Annotated in this window: 10 protein-coding genes and 1 pseudogene; 1 reads left to right on the plus strand and 10 read right to left on the minus strand. The window is 40.1% G+C overall.

Features of this window, described 5'->3' with window-relative positions; genetic code table 11:
• The 10 genes and pseudogenes from ACO1O5_RS10890 to ACO1O5_RS10935 form a co-directional block, all read right to left on the minus strand.
• Window positions 1-1,041, minus strand: a pseudogene (locus ACO1O5_RS10890) (pyruvate:ferredoxin (flavodoxin) oxidoreductase); the annotation flags it as partial.
• Window positions 1,028-2,668 carry an NAD(P)-binding protein gene (locus tag ACO1O5_RS10895; RefSeq protein ID WP_486270104.1) on the minus strand — a complete coding sequence of 547 codons (1,641 nt, stop codon included), beginning with the start codon at window positions 2,666-2,668 and terminating at the stop codon, window positions 1,028-1,030. The gene ACO1O5_RS10895 and the pseudogene ACO1O5_RS10890, both read right to left, overlap by 14 nt.
• Window positions 2,669-2,930: 262 nt before the next feature.
• Entirely contained in the window at window positions 2,931-6,311 is a 3,381-nt protein-coding gene (locus tag ACO1O5_RS10900; protein WP_486270105.1) for a VCBS repeat-containing protein, read from the minus strand.
• A 192-nt stretch (window positions 6,312-6,503) separates the two neighbouring features.
• Window positions 6,504-8,276, minus strand: a complete 1,773-nt coding sequence (locus ACO1O5_RS10905; protein ID WP_486270106.1) for an alpha-L-arabinofuranosidase — start codon at window positions 8,274-8,276, stop codon at window positions 6,504-6,506.
• A 15-nt stretch (window positions 8,277-8,291) separates the two neighbouring features.
• On the minus strand, window positions 8,292-9,779 hold the full coding sequence (locus ACO1O5_RS10910; protein WP_486270108.1) for a glycan-binding surface protein: 1,488 nt from the start codon (window positions 9,777-9,779) through the stop codon (window positions 8,292-8,294).
• A 22-nt stretch (window positions 9,780-9,801) separates the two neighbouring features.
• A complete protein-coding gene (locus tag ACO1O5_RS10915) occupies window positions 9,802-11,511 on the minus strand; it encodes a RagB/SusD family nutrient uptake outer membrane protein (RefSeq protein ID WP_486270109.1) in 1,710 nt (569 codons plus the stop codon).
• A gap of 25 nt (window positions 11,512-11,536) precedes the next feature.
• Window positions 11,537-14,755 carry a SusC/RagA family TonB-linked outer membrane protein gene (locus ACO1O5_RS10920; RefSeq protein WP_486270111.1) on the minus strand — a complete coding sequence of 1,073 codons (3,219 nt, stop codon included), beginning with the start codon at window positions 14,753-14,755 and terminating at the stop codon, window positions 11,537-11,539.
• A gap of 608 nt (window positions 14,756-15,363) precedes the next feature.
• Window positions 15,364-19,569 (minus strand): hybrid sensor histidine kinase/response regulator transcription factor, encoded by a 4,206-nt coding sequence (locus tag ACO1O5_RS10925; protein WP_486270113.1) that lies wholly within the window; start codon window positions 19,567-19,569, stop codon window positions 15,364-15,366.
• A 261-nt stretch (window positions 19,570-19,830) separates the two neighbouring features.
• The gene (locus tag ACO1O5_RS10930) at window positions 19,831-20,244 is read right to left on the minus strand and encodes a response regulator (protein ID WP_486270115.1); all 414 of its coding nucleotides are present in this window, start codon (window positions 20,242-20,244) and stop codon (window positions 19,831-19,833) included.
• 231 nt (window positions 20,245-20,475) lie between these two features.
• Window positions 20,476-21,243 carry a LytR/AlgR family response regulator transcription factor gene (locus ACO1O5_RS10935; RefSeq protein WP_486270116.1) on the minus strand — a complete coding sequence of 256 codons (768 nt, stop codon included), beginning with the start codon at window positions 21,241-21,243 and terminating at the stop codon, window positions 20,476-20,478.
• A 358-nt stretch (window positions 21,244-21,601) separates the two neighbouring features.
• On the opposite strand from ACO1O5_RS10935, the gene ACO1O5_RS10940 reads away from it, so the two are divergent.
• A partial coding sequence (locus ACO1O5_RS10940) for a GH116 family glycosyl-hydrolase (RefSeq protein WP_486270118.1) occupies window positions 21,602-22,882 on the plus strand: 1,281 nt, incomplete at its 3' end.

Here is a 22,882-nt window from a genome sequence, read left to right on the forward strand (position 1 = left end):
ATCCTGGTACATGGGTTCACCGGATGCGCCTGATTCTTTGGTCCTGTCTAATACCGCTATTGATTTTGCAGATGCCGGTAAGGCTTTTATTAAATGTTCTAAAGAGAATGGCCTATATAAACGAACTGTGATGACACCTGTTTTTTCTCCGGCGGCATTTAATTTGTTTACTGTTTCGGCAACTGTTTCACTGCCTGAACTCATAATGATGGTTATCCGTTCTGCATCAGGAACGCCTGTGTATTGAAACAGTTCATATTTCCTTCCTGTTAGTTTCTCAAAGTCATTCATCACCGTTTCCATAATGCCGGGCAGGTTGTCGTAAAATGAATTTACTGTTTCTCTTGCCTGGAAATATACGTCCGGGTTTTGTGCGGTTCCTCTTATAAATGGATGTTCGGGATTTAATCCTCTTTTGCGATGTGCAATAACTGTTTCATCGGGTACCATAGAACGTATCTGTTCATCACTTAGCATTTCAAGTTTATTTACTTCATGCGAAGTGCGGAAGCCATCAAAAAAATGGATAAAAGGTATTCTCGATTTTAACGAAGCAACCTGCGCTATTAAAGCAAAGTCATGCGCTTCCTGAACGCTGGCAGAACCTAAAATAGCAAAGCCTGTCGTTCTTGCGGCCATCACATCCTGGTGGTCACCGAAGATTGATAATCCTTGTGCAGCCAACGAACGTGCTGCCACATGAAATACAGCGGGTGTTAGTTCTCCGGCAATCTTATACATGTTTGGTAACATCAGCATCAATCCTTGTGATGCCGTGAATGTTGTTGTTAGCGACCCGGTTTGTAATGCACCGTGGACTGTACCGGAAGCGCCACCTTCACTTTGCATTTCAATTACATCAGGAATATTGCCCCATATATTTTTTATTCCTTTTGAAGCCCATTCGTCAGCAAGTTCGGCCATGGTAGACGATGGTGTAATCGGGTAGATGGCACAAACTTCGTTTACCCTATAGGCTACATAGGCCGCCGCCTCATTTCCGTCTATTGTTGAAATTATTTTTTTGTTACTTGACATCATTAGTTGAATTAACTGGTTCTGGAATCATTTCTATTGCATGGCAGGGACATTGCTCATAACAAACGGCACAGCCCGTGCATGCATCGTAGTTAAATTTATAACGGTTACCCTTTCCTAATTTAATGATAGCATCTTCAGGACAGGCACCGAAGCATCCGTCGCATTCAAAACAATTTCCACAGCTTAAGCAACGTTGGGCTTCAAATCTTGCTTCGGATTGAGATAAGCCCGCTACCACTTCATCAAAACTTTTTATCGCAATATCGGGTGCCAGTTTATCCTGTTCTTTTTGTGGTGCATCGGTTTTATACCACATGTGCAGTTTGCGATAGCTGGCTGTTGGATGCTTATCAGGCTTTACATAAGTTTCGTTAGATAAATAACTATTAATAAAACGGGCTGCTTTCTTACCTTGTCCAATCGCAATAGTAGAGCTCCTGTTTTCACCAGGAAGCATATCGCCGCCGGCAAAAATTCCATCATACCCTGTCATTCGCTTCGCATCTATGGTTACGGTTCCATCATCATTAATTGCTATACCGGAAACAGAACGTAGGAAATTAGAATCTGACTCCTGTTTGTTGGCATTTATTAAAACATCTGCGTTGATAGTTTCAAATTCTCCTGTGCCGACCGCTTTGCCCTTCTCCACCTTCATCTTCTCCAGGGTAATGGTCTTGTTACTAATTGACGTGATACTTCTCAAAATTTCTACGTCTACGCCTTCTGCCAAAGCATCTTCAGTTTCATAATCATAAGCGGGCATCATTTTTTTATCTCCGGGGAAATAAACAGCTACTTCTGAGTTAAGTCTTTTTATAATACGGGCAAGGTATAGTGCAAGTTTGCCACCACCGTAAACAACAACTCTCTTATGTGCGTAAGGTGATGTAAATGATTCTAATTCGTTAAAGAAAGAAAATGCATCGGTGATATAAATTGAATTATCATGTTGAAATTCTTCCTCTCTTATATGTTGCGCTCCTATAGCGAGATAAACCGCATCGAAGTTGCCAACCTTCTTATCGATTAAGACGTCGGTGACTTTGTAATTCAATTTAATTTTTACACCTAATCTTTCAAGCCGATCTATTTCTGCTTCCAGGATTTCTTTTGGCAAACGGTAATCGGGAACACCTGACCACAAGAGGCCTCCGGCGTCGCTGCCTGCTTCATAAACTTCAACAGTATGCCCCATTCTCAATAAATGATAGGCTGCAGATAAACCTGATGGACCTGCACCAACAATTAAAATTCTTTTACCTGTTTTATACGATAAGAATTGAATAGGCCATTTTTGTTTTATGGCTTCATCGCCAATATATCTTTCAACTGCGTGAATGTTTACAGTGGTATCAATGTGTGTACGATTGCAACCCGTTTCACAAGGCTTCACACAAACACGACCCATAATGGCGGGAAACGGGTTGTCTTGCACCAGTGCCTGGAATGCCTCAAAATAATTGCCGGCTTGTGCATGTGCCATCCATGCCTGAATATTTTCTCCCGCAGGGCATGCACTGTTACAAGGCGGCATAAAATCAACATATTCAGGGCGGTGGAAACGCTTTGGGCCGGTACCCTCAGCATGAACGGTGAGATCAACCGGTTTCGTAATATCAAACATACTCATGATAATTTTTACAGATTGAATTTATAACATAGCTATAAAGCATGTCATTAAACCATCGGCAAAATAGAAATAAACCTTAAGCGGAAAGCTGATATTATTCAATATAAATTATGACAGGTATCATAATGATTTTTAAAGAAAAATTGGCTGGAATTGTTGAAGGATGAATGTGAGACAATGATTTGAAAAGACTTCAATGGGAATTAATTGATGGCTACTGCAATAAATTTTAACTGCGGGATTGGGTAAGAAGGAATTAATTAATTTTTCGTTTTGTTCTAATGGCAAACGCTTTCATTTTAGAATCATTAACGGAAGATAATAAAATCGCTTGTTTACCAACATTAATAATCTTAAGATCTCTTACATCGCCATTAATTATTAAACCACTTAATACCGGCGGAACTGGATTAAACTGCCCCTTGCCGTTACCCGTTAAAAGCAACCCGTATGAAGCGTCATATCGCCCGGTCATTACACTTGCCTGGTATTCATTTCCTGCAAGAATAATATCTGTAAAGCCGTCGCCGTTCACATCCATACATGCAATAGCGTTGACGGGCGCTTCCTGTGCCTCTAAAGAAAAGGGATGGAAAGTAAATTGGCCTTTGCCGTTATTCTCAAAATAACCGCTTCTCGGTTCACTGCATTTAAGCACCATGGCACCATCCATGATGTCCTTTGTGAATATCTCATCCATTGTCGCTTTCGAATAAGAACTATTTTGCTCAAATCGCTTTTTTATGGAAGGGACCTGCATAGCCCAATCATCTCTAGAAATGCCTGATGATAATTGATAGGTTCCCTTATTATCCTTAATGTAATAGCAAAAAATATCATCCATTACGCCATTGCCATCTATGTCTTTGGCAATCAATTCTGCCGGTTGTTTTTCACTGATATTAAAAGGATTGTTTAATCCGATATTGCCTGCTATGATATCTAAGTCGCCATCGTGATCGATGTCGGTAATAACAAGACTTCTCCATAAACCAGGATAGCTTGCCAGGCCGGTTTGTTGGGTTATTTCGGTTAATGTTTTTCCATCATTTTTAAAAATGCGTATTGGCATCCAATCGCCTGCGATAATAAGATCGGGCTTTTTATCATTGTCAATATCAACCCAAACTGCTGAATTGATGCGACCAATATCTTCCAAAGCAGGGCACACGGAAGATGTTACATCCGTAAACTTGCCATGATCGTTACGAAGTATGTAACTTCTCGGTGGAACGGGGTAAGTTCCGAGGATAACTCTTCCGCCAATAAAGATATCCATATCGCCATCACCATCCATATCGGCAACTGCAATGCTTTTGGCAGGAGTGCGGATAAGGGGTGAAAATGATACGCTGTCTAATTTGAGATTTCCTTTGCCATCGTTGAGGTATAAACGCGGACGGTAGAAAGAAGAAGTTGGGTCAAATTCGCTGCTACCGCCGGCGACAAGTAAATCGGGGTACCCGTCTCCGTTAGCATCAAACATTACGCTCTGCATATCTTCCTCATATTTTGTTCCGGTAACAAGATCTTTACTATTGAAAGTGCCATCTTTTTGTTGTAAAAATATTTTACCTGGTTGCTTGAATGCGCCGCCTATAAAAAAATCTTCAAGGCCATCGCCGTTTAAATCTCCGGTGCTGATAAACGGCCCTTCCTGGGAATATTTTTGCTGAATTAAAGGTTGAAAACCGTAGTCAAAAAAGAAGGTCTCTTTGTGCTGGAAGTCGGCTTTTATATTCTCGGTAACATCACTAAAAAAAGAATCGGTTATTGGTTTTACTTCGTTGTACTTAATGTCAGCGTCTTTATAGTTTACCTGCAGAATTCTATTTATTGCAGGACGTTGAATCAGCTGCATTTTGCCATCGAGCCAAATAATTTTTAGTGAATCAGGCGTGTTTTTTCCAAAGCCAAAATGCAACCGGCTATCGACTGATGACAAGTAGCCTCTTGCAGGGTATTCTTCTATCATTTGTGAAAGTCCTTTACTCCAGGCATACGCCTTCGCTCCGATTCCATCCCGATTTAATGAATCGCCTGTCAATTTAATCGTGAGAAAATTATTGTTCCTGGTTGTGTCTGATTGTTTGGCAACATCATTTCGCATGATGAATGCTTCACTGTTGATATTATTGGTTATAATATCAAGATTTCCGTCGTTATCAAGATCTGCATAAACGGCGCCATTTGAGATAGAAGTTTGGTCTATTCCTGCTTTCTCTGAAATATCTTCAAAAGTAAGGCCACCCTTATTAAGGTATAAATAATTGCGAAGAGAAACACTGCCTAATGATGCAAGGTGTTCCATAAAATTTTTACGTTGCCTGGGATCATTGTCGGGAATGCCGCTTTCCATGATTGATTTGCGCCGGTATTCAAGAAAATCAATATTAGTTGGATCACGGCCCAACCCATTGGTAATGTGTACGTCTTTCCATCCGTCGTTATCAAGGTCGGCGATTAGGACACTCCAGCTCCAGTCTGTTTGCGCTATTCCAGCCATGTCGCCAATTTCGCTGAAGAAAGGTTCATCGCGATTATTTATTTGCCTGATACCATCATTCAATTGCAGCATATTGTGAATATATTCTGGCTGATATCCCTTATCCATTTCCAGTTGGTGCCGCTGATCGCTCAAAAATGAATACATCATTTTTTTACGTTCATTTGTTTCGGGCTGCATATCGAGTGTTATTATATCCGGCAGATCATCATTGTTAATATCGGCAGCATCAGTACCCATACTGGAATAACTCTGGTGCTTTATCGCTGAAGCTATGCAGTTGCTAAAAGTGCCGTTCCTGTTGTTCAACCATAAAACATCATTTCGTATATAGTCGTTGCAAACGTAAATATCCGGGTAGCCATCACCGTTAAAGTCGCTAACCGACACTCCAAGTCCATTACCATCTTCTATAATACCGGCTTGTTTAGATACATCTTTGAATATCGGGTGTCCCATGCCGTTAGTGTTGCCCTCATTGTGATATAATTTATCCCCGGCAATTGCATTACTGTCAATTTTATTGTCCCTGATATCATTTGGGCGTTTATCATTCAATGTATGATTCAACAGGTACATATCCATCCGGCCATCCTTGTCGTAATCTAAAAAGACAGCCTGGGTAGAAAAAGAAGTATCGGCCAGCCCATATTCGGCGGCTTCTTCTTTAAATGTGAGATCGTGTTGATTAATGAACAGGAGATTTTTCCTGGAGCTTCCAGGAACTTTTCCCGATACGCAAACATAAATGTCCGGCCATCCGTCATTATTAATATCAATAACACTTACACCGGTGCACCATGAAGTGGTTGATACACCTGCCTTTTGGGTAACATCTTCAAAATGAAAATTGCCTTTGTTGAGATATAATTTGGAGCTCACCTGGTTACCGGCAAAAAAAATATCCGGTAATCCGTCGTTATTAAAATCACCTACGCCAACGCCACCTCCCATGTAAGTATATTCATTAACGAACATATTGGTGGAGTCATCTTCTGCAATCGTATTCTTAAAATCAATGCCTGTTTCTGAAGAAGGCAGGAAGGCAAAATAAAGTCCATTCTTTTTCTTAGGCGATGAGCAGGATAATATATTGCATATAATAAGTGCAGGTATGAGATATTTTTTCATAAATGAAAAGTAATGTACAAAATTTGTGGTGGTCGCTCCCGGTTTTTATATAATCACTTCTTACTTGTAAACTAATGCCAGTATAAAATATGTAGTAATAATAAGCCAAAAGACGATAGGTGAAGCCACAAGATTTACTGTAATAAAACCTTGTTGCTTCACGCACAAAAAAAATTTCGGTTTGCCTCTTTCCTATTTCTTACCGGCAACCAGGTAAATAACACTTAGAGGCGGCACGGTTACCTTAATAGTGCCACTGAGTGGAGCTGAATATGCTTTTAAAGTTGCATAAGTAAGCGGACCACCAGTAGCTGTGGCTGGCCCTATTCCATTAACGTAAACCTGGCCGGAAAAAGGAGCATTGTCAGTTCCTCCGGTTAATAGGTACCAATAATATTGACTCCCGGCGGGGAAATGTTGAAAATCGATAGCCACAACATGGCTGAGGGAACCTGAATTAATTAGAACGGTTCCAGCCTGTCCCGAAGTAAATGTTGAAGAATAGGTAGTAAGATCATTATTTAAACCCTTAAGCGTGTCGTACACCATTCTGTCGCCAAAGAATTTTTGAAAATAATACAGGTAAAAAAATGAAGGACGGGGATTCCACAAAGGTGCCCCTGGCTCATCACCGTTGTTAAACATGCCATGGTCGTCTCCATTAGAATATCCGTTAGCAATATCCCATCTGCTTGCTTCGCCAAACTGGTTTTTAATTATTGAACCCATTGTTTTTGCGGCGTGAATACCGGAAATATAAGAGACACTTTGTTGGGATCCGGTGGCTTGTATGTTCCATTCAGTAAACGCTATTGGTTTTATGCCCACACCCGATGCCGTTAGTTGTTGGGTAACATACGACATAACCGAAGTTGGAACAGTTGTGCCGGTATTTAATATGTCTGTAACATTTGAATTAGTCGCGTAGGCAGTAAAATAATCATGCACGATAAAATAATCGGCGGCGCTTCCAGCTTGCTGTAAGACACCCTGGTTCCACGTTTGAATTGATGCATACGCCCCGTTATAAGGGGGTTCCTGGTATAAGGTGGCGCCAACATAAATTGTTGCCCCAACTTCAGTTGCTGCAACATGCATTGAATCGGCAAATACTTTAACATGCTGTCCGTAAAGATCTCCTGTAATAGAGCCCGGTTGTCCATCTTTGTTTTGGGTAACGTCAATGCGATAACCTGCTTCCCAATTTCCGTAAGATTCATTGCCTATTTCCCAAAATTTGGTTCTGCCATGATCATGTCTTACCCAATCTGCGGCAAGGTGAGCAGCCGCAGCCACTGGATTAGGACCGGTACCATACCTGGCATACCCATAGTTGACAGTGATTATGCCGGTGCTATTTGTTTGCGATAACAAATTGTAATAATTATCCAAGCTAAAGGTCCATGAAGCTGTATTGCCGCCATACCACCACCAATTTGATGCGCCTGAAGTTCCGTCTGCATTTAATAAATTAGCCGGAACGTCAGAAGGGGCGGGGTTAGCAACGGTGCCATTCCAGAAATAGACGTCACTGATACTGCCACCGGGGCCACGAATTATATTTGGGGAAAGGTCTGTAAGATATTGCATTAAAGCGGGTTGAGTTACTATCTGCCCACTCCACAGATTTGAATTATTGCCATAAACGTAAGGGGGAACTTTTACAATTACCTTATTTACATTAATAGTCAGGGAATCAGTTGGCGTCGTTGAAGGAACGTTTCCAGTAGCTGCATCCGGGGCCGTAAATGTTTTAGCTTTCCAGGCATTTCCAAAAAAACCTATACTGGCCGCTGTGGAAGGATCGGTTGGATTATATATCGAATCGACAGTGGGAGGAGGGTTGTTACCCCCTCCGCCACCGCCGGTATTATTTGACGATACTCCACTCTTTTTGCAACCAATGTAAGTAAATGATAACAAAAGTATAGCTCCAATACCTGCCTTCTCAAATATGATTTTCATAGATAAGGGTTAATTTTATTGGCCCTTTACAATTCTTACATTATCTATCGCGAGATTGATACTATTTGCCGGAACAGCTGATGGCAGGTCGTTAGCGATCATGAAACACAGATCTGTTGCAGGATAGTCTGAGAATTTACTTGCCGGCGATCCTGTAGTGCTCCATTTCGTTTGCCAAAACTGGTTGCCCGTAATAAATTGGTTTAGAGGTATGGTTACAGTTGCCCATCCATCTGACTGGTATTTGCCGCCAGTGGCTGATTCCCAGGGAGCGTACCTCGCGGTATATGAACTCCATCCGTACCAGCCACCAACTGCGATCCATATCTCGCCTTTTGACCATGTAGTCTTGGTATATACCTCAAACTTCAATGAATAATCACTTATTGACAAGCTTGTATTAGAAACCCATGGGAAAGGATTTAACTGCAGTAGTCCCGGATTACCTTGCGAAGTGGGGCCGGCGTTGGCGGACATTGGGCTTGATTGTAATAATACACCGGAACCTCCGGTTCCTCCCGGGTAATTGGCTGCGGTTGTTGGAGCATCTGCGTACCCGCCAGTCCAACCTACAAACCCCGTATTATCTGAATTCCACTGATTGTCAAAATTACAAAGGTACCCGGGTGAAGGATGAGTAATATAAGAGTCAAAAAGTTGGGGCGACGCTGCCGTTCCTAATATACCAGATAATCTTAATGAATCGGTAGTGGTAATACCGGCCGGAACAGTGACCGTTAATTGGGTAACGCTGGTAACTAACAAGTTTGTCCCGGGCTTATTGCCGGGGAAGATCACATCGGAAATGCCAATGAAATTGGATCCTGTTAATGTAATAGTGGTCCCGGCTGCTCCATTTTCATTTGAAACAGAAGTTATAGTCATCGGCGGTGGATATGAAAATGCCCCTGTTCCAAAAGTGCAATAAACCCGCATCGAATCTTTGAAAGCAGTGCCGGGAGGTATGGCGGCTATAATTTGTGTGTAGGTTTTATTGACCGTATAGGAAAGAGCTGTATCATCACCTGGTACGGGAAAAGTTATTTTTTGGACGCCTTCGAAATTATGTCCATTTATAGTAACCATTGTTCCGCTATTGTCAAGGGCAATGGATGTTATCACAGGAGGCGGAAGATACAAGGTAAAAGAATAAGTTGCTGTTCCGTGATCCGTAACAATTTTTATAATACTGGGCACATTAGGATATGTCGCTGCTGTTTGTGCGGTGGCAGGAATATTTATTATAATGTTATTGTTAGTAACATAAGAAGGATTAAAATAAGCAGAAGTATCATTGAAGAAAACTGCCTTTAGGCCGCTGAAATTGCTTCCCTGGATTACAATTAATGTTCCGGGTATTGCCTGGGTGAATGTACTGTCCCTCTTCGTGGTATCAACAACTCTCACCTGGGTTATTACTGGCTGACCTGTACCGGACTCATTTTTCTTACAAGAGAAAAATATCGCTCCTGCAATTATTATTAAAAAAGCTATTTTTTTCATATCAATTTTTTTAGAATGGGTATTAATATTTCAGTTTGGTAAAATCGAAGGGAACTGGCGGCAATGATAGGGCCGGCGTTACCAGGAGGGATGTCTCCGGGTAAGGGGCATCAACTGTATTCGCCGTAATTGGATAAGTGACGGTACCAGGGGTCATGTTATCTGTTCCAAAAAAGGTAATAAATGGATTTCCATTGTTATAAGAAATATTATAAGGTCCCCTGTCTTGTGTACTAAAATATTGCAGTGCTTTAGCGGGATCAAAATAATACCACTGTTTCCAGTAGTACCATTCGTTACCCTCGAAAGCAAATTCAACTTTCTTTTCCTGGAAAATATCAGCGAATGTGATAGATGCTTTTGGAGCAACTCCGGCACGTGTTCTCACGGCATTAAAATATTTCAGTGCCTCAGGGTCAGAGGTGGTTGCATTATTGCCTAGAATAGCATCTGCATATATCAGGTACACCTCAGCTAGTCTAAACATATAGGTATTTAAGTTTATGTTCTGCGATCCACCAAGGCCGCCATTGTCCGCAGGCGAACCAATAACATATTTTTTTACGAAAGCCCTGTCATTTGTATTTCCGTTGCCGGATTGTCCGGGGACAAATATTTTGGAATTATTGAACAAAGTCGTATCTACTTTCCAGCCTCCATCGGCTACGGCAATATCCGGGTAGTAATCATTAGGCATAAAAAATGTTGCCCTCCTGCGAACAGAATCTGCTTTATTTGCAGGATCAAAATAATACTGCAATAAACTGGCCGATGCACCAAATGAACTTCCCCATCCATCACCCGTTTGGGTTATTTTTGAAGAGTATGCCAGGTTAGCCTGCATATGGTTATGAGAAAAATAGTCACCATTGGGAACCCACAACAATGAAAAAAGGCTTTCTGATGGCACGTTAGTACCGCTAAAATTTTTGCTAATGAACAGGTCATAGTAATTTGGCATAAGCGTTAGCCCGCTATTATTACATACATCTCCCGCATAAAATTTGGCACTGTCCAGGTCGCCCTGGTTTCTGGTACCTCCTGACTGGCCCAAACCGGATCTTACCAGGTAAGCCCTCGCCAACATGCCTTCAGCACTCCATTTGGAAATGCGGGCAGGCTGAAGTGGGTTGGCGCCCAAATGATCTTTTGCCCATGTTAGATCAGAAATTATAAATTTCCAAACATCGTCCAGGTTATTTCTGCGAATACCGGTATCACTTATCTGGGTTATATTATCGTAAATAATAGGAACTGCCCCCCAGTTTAAGGCAAGATAATAGTATGCTGTAGCCCGCATAAACCTGCATTCTGCCAAGCCAGAATTTTTGCCGGATTCAGATGCGCCAGACCGGGCGTTTTGTATATTATAAGCAATAACATTTGCGTTTGCAATTTCAGACCAAAAGGCATTGTAAGTACTTGAAAGAGATCCACTTTGGTCGGTAGCAGAAATCGAGAAATTAATATATGCGGCCCTGTTTTGATAATTATCCCATATAAGATTACCTCCTAAAACATCCCCGAAAGCATTCAGGGGCGTTCCGTTATATGAACTCCAGGACACGCTATAAAGGGCACCTGTACCGGTAAGCACATCTGCATCAGTTGCATAAAAAACTCCTGATGTGAGTGAGGATTGAGGTGGCCGGTTGAGAAAGTCTTTTTTGCATCCTTGAATAAGAATTATTATCAGCAGGGAAGCAGTAGCTATTATTATTTTTTGTCTCATAAAATATTTTTTTCGTAATGGTTTTTTAAAAGTCTAATGCAAGGCTAATTGAATAAGATCTGGTAACGGGGTATCTTCCTTCATCCAATCCTACAATATTGGTAACTCCCTTATAGTTATACATTCCCACTTCCGGATCAAAACCAGTGTATTTAGTTATAGTAAATACATTTTGTGCCTGTACAACAACGGTGGCGCCTCTTATGATATGGGTATAGGATAAATACTTTGAAGGCACCCGGTAAGATAAACGTGCATTTTTTAATTTGAGATATGAGCCGTTTTCAATATCCCATTGCGAAAGCCTTACATTGCCATTAGCGTCAGATTGCGTTGGCCGGAAAATTTTCGTACCTGGATTAGTTAATGTTGCGGTAAGTGCATCCGCTGCATCCAGGCTGCTTGGCACTGCAAAATTTGCAACCACTTTATAATAATTGCTATAAACTCCTGATCCGAGCGGCATTTCATTTTGATAACGGGTAAGATTTAATATTTGATTACCCGATACTCCCGTAAAAAATAAACTCAAATCGAATCCCTTGTAACTAAAAGAAGTATTGAAATTATAGGTGAATTTTGGCCACGGATTTCCAAGTATGGTTCGGTCTTTCGCATCAATAATTCCATCAGGTTTCCCATCGGGGCCACTAATGTCCTTAAATTTAACATCGCCAACCCATGATCCCTGTTTTGGATCAATTGTCAGAACTCCATTTGAAGTTTGTATAGCGTGAGTTGAGATATCCTTATAGTCAGTAAAAAGACCTTCCGCAATATATCCGGTTATCATCCCTATTGGCTGGCCAACTTCTGTAAGAAATTGGGCCTGCAGGCTATTCGTATAAGATTGATATGTTGTAAGAAGCGGTGTTACTAATTTTGTTACTTTATTCTTATCAACTGAAAAATTGAAACCTGTTTTCCATTGAAAGTCTTTTGTGGAAATGTTCACGGTATTAAGAGTAATTCCTATTCCCCTATTTCTGATACCGCCATAATTTTCAGTCGGCCAGCTAATAAGCCCTCCATATCCACCACTAATATTACCGCCTAAAACATCGGATCCTGATGCAATCAATATCAGGTTAGATATATCTTTTATATAGGCATCGGCAATTACTTCCACTCTGTTATTGAACATATGTAGGTCGAGGCCTATGTTTTTAGATTTATCCTGTTCCCATTTCAGGTTTGGATTTTGGAAATTTGCTGGTAAAAGACCTCCTCCCCATACTGTGGACGCAGCATATAAATTTGAATATATAGCGCTACTGTTGTTACCCGAATTTCCTGATATACCGTACTCAGCCCTCAGTTTTAAATCATTTATAAAAGTCAGGCTTTTCATGAAGTTTTCTTCAGAAATTTTCCATGCAACTGACACAGCCGGGAATGTTCCAAACCTGTTGTTTGCTCCAAAGTTGGAACTTCCATCTCTCCTTATTACAAATTGCGCTATATACTTATTGTCGTAGGTATAATTTAAGCGACCAAAATAGGATTCCGTGGCACCATCTCCTCTATAACTGGTTCCAGGAGGAGACAATGGGTCCGCTACGCTTAATTCCTGAATAAGACTTGTAGAAAAATTGATGCCTGAAGCGCTCAAGCCCTGGTAGGCGTAGTGGGTCGCTTCATGTCCAACCATCGCGGTGACACTATGTTTTTGAATCGCAAAATCGTATTGGACCCTTGTATTAAGAGATGTCCAGTAATTGTTACCGCTTCCCCTGCTGCCTGAAGTTTTGTTTCCCTGGTAAGATCCAAGAGAATAAAAGGGATTAAACGTGTAGTTATTAGTAAATGTATAATTGCCATTTACTTCCGTATGCCATACTAAACCCTTTATTGGAGTTACATCGAGATAAAAATTTCCGATTCCACCAAAAGAAGTATTATAGTTGTTGTTGAGCAATGCTAATGCCACAGGATTCGTTTGTGCGTACTGCGTCTGAGCTGGCGCAGGGCCGCCAAATGAACCATCAGGATTTTTTACCGGTATAGTTGGATTTTGAGTGATAGCGATGTTTATGAGATTTCCGTTAAGGGTATTCACTTTTTCTTTTGTAGTGAATGCATTTAAACTTACACCGAATTTCAACCACTTATTCGCCTGGTTGTCGAGATTAAGTCTTATAGATCCCCTGTTAAACCCTGAGCCCAGTGCAACACCATCCTGGGATAAATAATCTCCTGACAAATAGAATGTTGTTTTATCTGAACCACCGCTTATCGCTAATGAATGTTTTTGTAAAAGGGTATTACGAAAAAGTGCGTTCTGCCAATTTGTTCCCTTCCCGAGTAAGGTAGGATCTCCCAATTCGGGAGGTTCAGTACCTACTAATCCTAAAGCTTGTAATTTTTGTAGATATCTTGCATACTCCTGTAAATTCATTACTGGTCTTTCGGTAGGCCTTTGTTGCGAAGTTAATAAGCTACTTGCGGTGACTTTAGTTTGGCCTGTCTTACCGCGTTTGGTTGTAATCATTAAGACTCCGTTTGCACCCGCGGCGCCATATATTGAAGTTGCTGCCGCGCCTTCCAGCACACTAATGTTCTCAATGTCATCCGGGTTTAGTCCCGCCAATTCATTTGTATATCCTTTTGGCTGGTTGTAGGTTCCGCCTGCAGGGGTGCTTGGCCTTATCTGAACACCATCAATTACATAGAGCGGCTGATAGTTGCCTGTAACTGTGCTTACGCCTCTTATTATAACAGAGGCCCCGGCACCTGGCTGACCACTTGTTTGGGAAACATACACATTAGCTGCTTTACCTTGCAAAGCCTCATCAAGTGTCACGTTTATGGTTCTCGTGAGCTCAGTATTTGAAATTGTTCCAACCGCACTGCTAAGGTCCGATTTTTTTGTTTTACCGTAACCAACAACAACCACATCCTGCAGGTTGCTATAGTCCTGGATCAAACCAATATTGATGTTACTTTCATTGCCGGTTATCTTAACCTCTTTGGATTTATAACCGACATAGGATACTACAAGAATATTCCCTGTCTGGGCATTAATGCTGAATTCTCCGCCGTCTCCTGCGCTTACTGAATTCTGTGTGCCTTTCACGGAAACAGTTGCCCCGGGTATCGCGGCCTGTGAAACACTCGAGGTAATTCTACCTTTAATTGTCCTCGTAGCAGTATTCTGGGCAGTTGATGGTGAAAAAGTAAAAAAGACAGAAATAATGGTCCATAATACGGTCTTCATCATTCCCCTAAGTTGAATTTGTCTCATATAAAAGCAATTATTGGTTTAGAAATGGATTAAATTATTAAATTTCAATGTATAGAACACTCCTGATATTTGTAAAGCCAACAGTGATAATAAATTAGACGTGATTATAGTATAGTCGCTATCGTTAGTTATACGCATGTCCTTGGTAAAGGCATTACAGCAATTTAAGTTTTGTTATACAGTGACTATCCGCCACTTAGTGAGCAATATTTTTTGAATCAACAATATTTTAGCTTGTAAATTCTTGATAAAGTTATGGCTATTTTAAGTTAACAGGGGGCTTAAATGTTTATCGATAGGGGGTCAAATGTTAACCTTTCGGTCAAATGCAGCTTCATGCTTTCGGTTTGGCCACTTTGAAAATTCATTTAGATAGTAAAATTGCCGATTGAATGGATCCAAATATATGATAATCAATAATATCGAAAACATTATGTAACTGAGATTGAATTATCCAAGAAGATATGGGATTCTTATGTGATGCTGGCTTTTTGGAAATAGCTAAAAAGTCAATAAGTTTTCGGCCGCTATAGGGTCAGTCTTCGATTTAAGGTTCTGATTATTAAATGGCGGTAGATATAATTCCCGGAGGAGGCAGTGCTATATTACTATGAAGATTTTTCTTCTTTCACGGGGGCTTCCTGCTCAACTCTTTTCTTTGCCTGGTATACAGATGGAAGCATATTATAATGAGTTTTAAAAAACTTTGAAAAGTATTTCGGATCATTAAACCCAACTTCGTAAGCTATTTCCGAAATGGTCAATCGACTTTTTTCCAGTAACTGCGCTGCTCTTTGTAGTCGTACAGACCGAATAAAGTCAAGAGGTGCCTTACCTGTCAACGCCAGCATTTTCTTGTAAAGTCCCACGCGGCTAATAAATAATTCGCGGCTTAATTCTTCTACCTGAAAGTTGGCATTGGCAATGTTTTTCTCTATTATTTCAAGGGAACGATGCATAAATTTTTCATCCGGTGAATCAATGTGAACGTCAGATGGACTTGGTTTAACCAGTTTTTGATACGCTTTTTTTGCAGATTCCTGTTGAGCCATCAGGTTCCTGATTTTCGATAGCAATATTTCCAAATTAAAGGGCTTAGTCATGTAGTCGCTTGCCCCGGTTTCAAGGCCTTTCAATTGTTGCTCTTCACCAGTTATTGCCGTTAATAAAATTACAGGAACAAATGAAGTGCGCTTATCGTTTTTTATTTTCCGGCATAAATCAATGCCGTTCATTTCGGGCATATTTATATCGCTTACAATAATGTCGGGATGAGATGCAAGCGTTTTTTGCCAGCCAGCTTTTCCGTTAGCAGCTTCTATAACATGGTAATATTGCTCGAGATTTTCCTTTAGGTATGATCTTAGGTCATCATTGTCTTCTACCAATAAAATGGTTTTCTTTTGGATATTTTTTTTAGTTAAATCTGTCGACGGAGGTCTTTCCTGTTTGAGACGAACTGGTTCGTCAAACAAATTAAACTTACTTTCTTGTTTTTCATTCTCTGTCGTTGGACTTTCAAGCAACGAAACTTCCGATTCTTTAAAAGGAATTAAAATTGTGAAGCAACTTCCTTTGTCAACTTCGCTTTCAACTGTTATGGTGCCGTTGTGCAGCTTTACAAATTCTTTGGTAATAGCAAGACCGATACCGCTTCCCCGATTTACAATATTTTCCGGGATATCATTTTGAAAGAAACGTTCAAATATTTGTTCCTGTTTCTCAGGTGAGATCCCAATACCGGAATCGCCGACTTTTATTTCGAGTATTGTTTCAAGTTCTTTTTGGGTCACATTTAAATCCACACTTACCTGGCCGTTGCCTGGGGTAAACTTAAAAGCATTGGATAAAAGATTGAAAAGTATTCTTTCTATTTTATCGTGGTCGAATTCTGTGTAAAAATGATTAACGGAGGATGTAAATAAAAAAACGATATGATTCTTGGCTGCGAGATCGGTAAACGAATAAGAAATTTCGTGTATAAACTGAACAACATCTCCCCATGTTGGATACAGTTTTAATTCACGCATTTCCATTTTTTTAAAATCCAGTAACTGGTTAACAAGATTAAGCAGCCTCTTGGCATTTCGCTGAATCATTTGAAATTGACGTTTTTGTGAAGGTTCCTGTGCATTGACAATTACGTTGTCTAACGGTGTTAGTATGAGGGAGAGGGGTGTGCGCAATTCGTGGCTCACATTTGTAAAAAACCGGATTTTCATCATATCCAGATCATGCAGACGATAAGCTTCACGTCGTTCCTCGTCAATGGCAAAACGCATTCCCGCTCTTTGCACTACAATTCTCCTGGCAATGTAAAGGCTAATTGCTAACAGTAACACATACACGATAAATGCGTAAGGGGTTCGCCAGAGCGGAGGAAGGATATTTATTTTCAGGGATGCTTCTTCTTTGCTAAGCGTTCCGTTTTCATTAATTGTTCGTACTCTAAATGTATAACTTCCCGGATCCAGGTTGGTGTAGGTAGCTTTATGAGTTTTGTCGTCTGCTATGAACCAATTATTATTGAACCCATCCAACCTATATGCGTATTTAACTTTTGAAGTATTGAAAAAATTTAAGGCGGCAAACTCTATTGAAAATATGTTCTCATTATATGTAAGTTTAATCTCTTTTGTTACCGATATAGATTGCGGAAGAATAACCTGGCCGTTGAGTCGTTCCCCCACATTTACACTTTTATTAAACATCTGTAACTGCGTAAGCACTAATTGCGGGTCGTATGGTACATCATTAATCAGTTGAGGCGTGAACAGATTGAAGCCGTTTGGACCACCAAAAAGCAATTCTCCTTCTCTTGTAGCATAGGCAGCGTATTCGTTAAATTCTTTTCCCTGCAGCCCATCAGATTCATCATAGTTTCTAAACTGGAAAGCTAATTTACCTGTTCCTTCATCTTTGCTGATGATCACATTTGAAAGTCCGTTTGGAGTACCAACCCATAGATTATGGTTCTGGTCCTCAACAATCGAGAGTGTTATGTTATCAGGTAACCCGTCTTCTTTGCGAAGAGTGGTAAATACTCCTTTTTGTGGATCATAATAATCGAGTCCTTCACGGGTAGCTATCCATATCAGTCCACGGCTATCCTGCAGCAGGGCAATAGTGTTGTTATTGCTAAGGCTTGTAGTAGGTTTTGCAACGTCATGGTGGTAATATCGATAAAAATTGCCCGTTTTATTTTGAACAACATCTACGCCATAAGAAGTAGCAATCCAAATATCACCATTTTTTGCCAGCAGCAAATCGCAGACGTATTTAGAATGAACCGAACGGAAGCCGGTGGCCTTAAAATGTGTGAATGAGTTTGTGGCTCTTTCAAAGCGATCGAGGCCCGATGAAAAAGTGCCGATCCAAATACGATGCATTGAGTCTTCCATAATCGACCAGATAGCATTATCTGCAATACTATTTTTATCGCCATCATTATGTTTATAATGTATAAATTTCTTCCCGTCAAAATGATCGAGCCCTCCGAAATACGTACCGATCCAAAGCGTTTGGTCGTGATCGATGCATAAGCTTACAACCACATCATTGCAAAGGCTGTTGGTATTTGCAGGATCATGAACGTACCGCGTAAATTTGCCGGAAATTCGATCAAAATAAACCAGTCCTCCGCCATTTGTCGCAATCCATATGTTACCTTTTTGGTCCTCCGCAAACCGGTTGATATCGTTATACGATAAACTATTTGGATCGGAGAGTTTGTGGTGATATAGCGGAAATTTTATGATACCCTTGTTAAAATAGCTGAGGCCTTTTTTGAAAGTACCTATCCAGATAATACCACTGTTGTCTTTATATAATGAGTTGATACTGTTTTGGGCAATGCTGTAATTATCATCTTCATAATTCAAGAGGTATTTTGTTGTGAAATCTTTTTTGTCTAAAATGTTTATACCGCCGTGATCAGTTGCCAGCCAAATCAATCCATTGTCGTCCTGCACTACACCCCTGATAACATCGTTGTTAAGGCTTTTTGGTGTGTTTCCTTTTGTAATATGAATGAGTTTTTGGTGCGATACATTATAATAAAAAACGCCTTGTGGCGTGGCAGGGGAGTAGATCCATAAATCACCCTGGGCATCGCAATAAATATTATAGTTGAATGTTTGATTTACTGATTTTTGCTGCAATGCATCCGTACTGTAAATAAGTTTCCCGTTGGTTGAATTCATTTTATTTAAGAATCCATCACTGTTAATTAACCATACAAAGCCGCTGTCATTTGTTGCAAAACCGGTAATGGTGGGACGCCTGCCGGAAGTGTCATCTTTAGCTTTTATGGAAAAATGTATCGTTTTCTTATTTGAAGGAAAATATTTATAAAGACCAGAAGAGCCGGTGAGAAACCAGAAGTTGCCGGATCTGTCTTTTTTAAGATCAACCAATGTAGAATCGGGAATGCCATAAGCTTTAAGGAAAGGACGCGGATGCCGGTTAAATTTTTCAGTAAGCAGGTCATATATCGCAAGTGTACTTTTTGTGTTAATCCAAAGCTTATGGTCCGGGCCTTCAAATATCTGTAGAACTTCTTCGTCGCTTATGGTTGATGTATCGCGGAGGTCATGTTTAAAAACTTTGAACTCATAACCATCATAACGGTCAAGGCCCGAGCGTGTTCCAAACCATAAAAATCCATTCTCATCTTTCAATATACTATTAACCTCATTGTTGGAAAGTCCCTTTGAAATATCAATCCTCGAAAAGCGGTATTGGCTGAGTTGTGCTTTTAAACCTGAATTTATGAAGAGTGAGAAAATAAAAATTATGATTGATGTATTTCGCATATCTAAGGCAGGGAATATACAAGTTTACGTCTTTTTCTTAATGTAATAGAATTGATCGCCTGTATTTTTACGCGGTGGTATTAAAACATTTATTTGGTAGAGGTTAAGCGTAAGTATTCGAATATCTAAAACAGAGGATGTGCAGTTGCAAGAGGTAACACAAAAAACCAGTTTGTTCGAATTGGGTTGCTAAAAATTTAAAAAGCTCTCGGAGTTTTTATGGGGACATTGATTCAATCTCCGGCACAAAATGATATTTTACTATTCATTCAGGATTTTGTCTCCTGAATCGCCCAAAGCTTTTTTTCGAATAGGGATCCACGATAGTAGTGATCTTATTTTGTCTGAGAGCAAATGAAAATTAAATGGTTTCTGTATGAAATCGTCGGCATAATAGCTCTTGTAGTCTTTAAGCGTGTCGGTTGAAGAAGACAAGATCAGAATGCCCACGTGCCTTGTTTCCCTGTTGGTTCTCAACTGCCTGCAGAGTTCTCTTCCGTCTGGCCCGCCAAAAAAAGTATCAAGCAACAATAAGTCGGGCTTATAATTATAAATCTCAGAAAACATATCGAGGGTATCGGTAAATGCCTTAACTGCATACTGTTTTTTTTCCTGGAAAAAATTAATTAATGAGAGGAGTTCTGCTGAGTTATCCAGTATCAACAATTTACTCATAATAGTAACTATTTTAATGGTTGGTATTTATGAAAATTTCACCACAGCAATAAAGAATTCGTAAGTCAAATTTATGAATCGTAGCTGGCTTCGAATGTTAAATATGCTTCTTTTGGGTAAGGTGAGGCAGGCCCTATATCCAGGGATTTTTGAAATATGTCCCGATACTGTTGTTGTATTTATTTGGTGGCACATTAAAGATGGCAAAAGCAGTTTTAGTACAGCTGATTTTTAAGCATCCTGAATCCACTTCCTGAATACGGGAGCTGTATCCTGGCTTATTATTAAGGAATGATTTCCTCCCGGAAGGCTGGCCTCAACAAGCAGCTTTACCCTCTCGAAGGTTTTAAAACTTTTTACGCATCCAATGCTAATAATATGTTGCCTGTTTGCCCTGAAAAAAATATGACGGTCCAGTTCCTCCTCCAGTTCAGTAAGCGTCTTGTCGCAGAGATATTTTCTGCCAAAACGGTCAGTAACGTAAACGACTTTGTCCTGCGTGTACATCAACGCGATGTCTTCCATCCGCAGGGGTATATTTTCAACACCGCTTTTAACTATTAGTCTTGTTTTTTTTCTTTTTGTAATAAAGTCTTCCAGGTTGTGTAATGGCATAGCCAGGCGGTTATTGGTGAAGTGCGATTGAAGGCTATGGTATCTTGCAATAGATTGCTCAACATCATTTTTTGTAACAGGTTTTAGCAGGTAGTCTATACCGTTAGTTTCAAATGCTTTCATCAGGTATTTATCGTAAGCGGTTGTAAATATTACCGGGAGAACTACGCCCGTGTGTTCAAAAATATCGAAGGCGAGGCCATCTTGCAACTGCACGTCGCTGAAGATAACATCCGCATCGCGGTTTGAAGACAAATAACTGATGCTTTCCCGTACTGACCCCAGTTTGGCTTTTACAGCAACGGCTTCGGGCATTTGCAATAACATCTGCGACATCAGTTCCATTGCAGGTTGTTCGTCTTCAATAATTATAGCCTCTAGCATGGCAGTTCCTTTTGGGTTATTGATAATTCGAAAATGCCTTCAAAAAACTAATGTACGAAAACTTACGTATATCTTATGTTACTTATTAAGAATTTGGCCTTAATAAATTGTTAATTTGGGTAAGTATGATTGCCGGCTAATCTATTCCGCCGAATATTCTTCTTTTTTAATTTTTGAATTTATGGGTTCAAATAGAAGAGTTAAATATGTACCTGCGTTAACCACATATTACTCACGGTAGAATATGATATTAAATTAACTTGTAAATTACCCTATAAAAAATAGTGGTGACCCTGTCGCTCTGCAACCTGGGTCTGTTGCAACTTCATTAGCTCGTTTAATCTTTATTAAGAAAAATATGGAAAGAAGAAAATTTCTAAAATCAACAGGCCTACTCTCTGCGACGGGATTTTTTACTTCTCGGTTTCCGCTTATTGCCGGACCGTTTACTAAAGATGATTTTTTGCACGCTCATTTCCCGCTTGATAAAAAGTTAGATCCTGACTGGATTCAATCTTTATATGAACGAGGTAACGCCACCACCTATTCGAAAACTAAGAATGAACTCCGTTATATAGGAATGCCTGTAGGCGGTATTTGCTGCGGCGGTGTATACGTCGGTGGTGACGGAAGACTGTGGTTGTGGGATATTTTCAACCAAAACCAGTTAGGAGTTATAACTAAAACGCTTCCGGTTCCTTTGGACAGTTTTAATATAAAAGAAATCAACAATGTTGAAGGCACTTTATACCTTGAACCATTAACGGAAACAAGTCCACTACAGCAGGGATTTGCCCTTTCTATTAAACAAGATGAAACTACCGTACTAAAAAGGCTGCACGAAGATGATTGGGATGAAGTTACTTTTGAAGCCACTTACCCGGTTGCTGTTATAAAATATATTGACAAAAATTTACCTCTTGAAGTTTCCGTTAAAGCTTTCTCTCCATTTATTCCTGGCAATGCGAAGGACAGTGGAATGCCTGCAACCATTCAATCTATCTCATTGAAAAATTTATCAGGAACTTCTATTGAAGTTGAAGTGCTGGGCTGGCTCGAAAATAGGTTGTTGTTCAATACTGAAAAGCAACACACAGATTTCAACAGGATAAATAAAGTGGAAGAAAAGCAATCATATAAAGGGATTGCGTTGCAGTGTGCCACCACCAATAAAGAACTTGAAAAGGCCCCCGATTATGGCAATATGTTTTTTGCCACACTTTCAAATAACGCCCTTTGCATAAACGACGTTAATACCAGTAAAGATCCTTTAGCTTTTAAAATTAAGGACCTTGTAAAAACATCAGATGGTTCGCCAATTGCGGGCATCATAGACAGTTATCATTTAAACCCGGGCCAGGAAACAATTGTCGATTTTATTATTTCGTGGTATACGCCTAATGTAGATTTTTATTACAATGGAAGTCATAAAGACATGACCGTTACTGATGCTGGGTTACATTATTATACCAAACATTTTGATAGTGCAACATCAGTTGCAGACTATATCGCAAAAAATTATCAATCACTAAAAAATCAGACTTTTCTCTGGAAAGAAACCTGGTACGATAGTACGTTACCCCGGTGGTTTCTTGAAAGAACATTTTTAAATATTTCTGCGATAGCTACCTCTTCAACA

This window comes from Ginsengibacter sp., from assembly GCF_057362405.1.

Coding starts and splice junctions, on each gene's coding strand:
- ACO1O5_RS10895 (WP_486270104.1), bottom strand. CDS start 2,668: ATGTTTGATATTACGAAACCGGTTGATCTCACCGTTCATGCTGAGGGT.
- ACO1O5_RS10900 (WP_486270105.1), bottom strand. CDS start 6,311: ATGAAAAAATATCTCATACCTGCACTTATTATATGCAATATATTATCC.
- ACO1O5_RS10905 (WP_486270106.1), bottom strand. CDS start 8,276: ATGAAAATCATATTTGAGAAGGCAGGTATTGGAGCTATACTTTTGTTA.
- ACO1O5_RS10910 (WP_486270108.1), bottom strand. CDS start 9,779: ATGAAAAAAATAGCTTTTTTAATAATAATTGCAGGAGCGATATTTTTC.
- ACO1O5_RS10915 (WP_486270109.1), bottom strand. CDS start 11,511: ATGAGACAAAAAATAATAATAGCTACTGCTTCCCTGCTGATAATAATT.
- ACO1O5_RS10920 (WP_486270111.1), bottom strand. CDS start 14,755: ATGAGACAAATTCAACTTAGGGGAATGATGAAGACCGTATTATGGACC.
- ACO1O5_RS10925 (WP_486270113.1), bottom strand. CDS start 19,569: ATGCGAAATACATCAATCATAATTTTTATTTTCTCACTCTTCATAAAT.
- ACO1O5_RS10930 (WP_486270115.1), bottom strand. CDS start 20,244: ATGAGTAAATTGTTGATACTGGATAACTCAGCAGAACTCCTCTCATTA.
- ACO1O5_RS10935 (WP_486270116.1), bottom strand. CDS start 21,243: ATGCTAGAGGCTATAATTATTGAAGACGAACAACCTGCAATGGAACTG.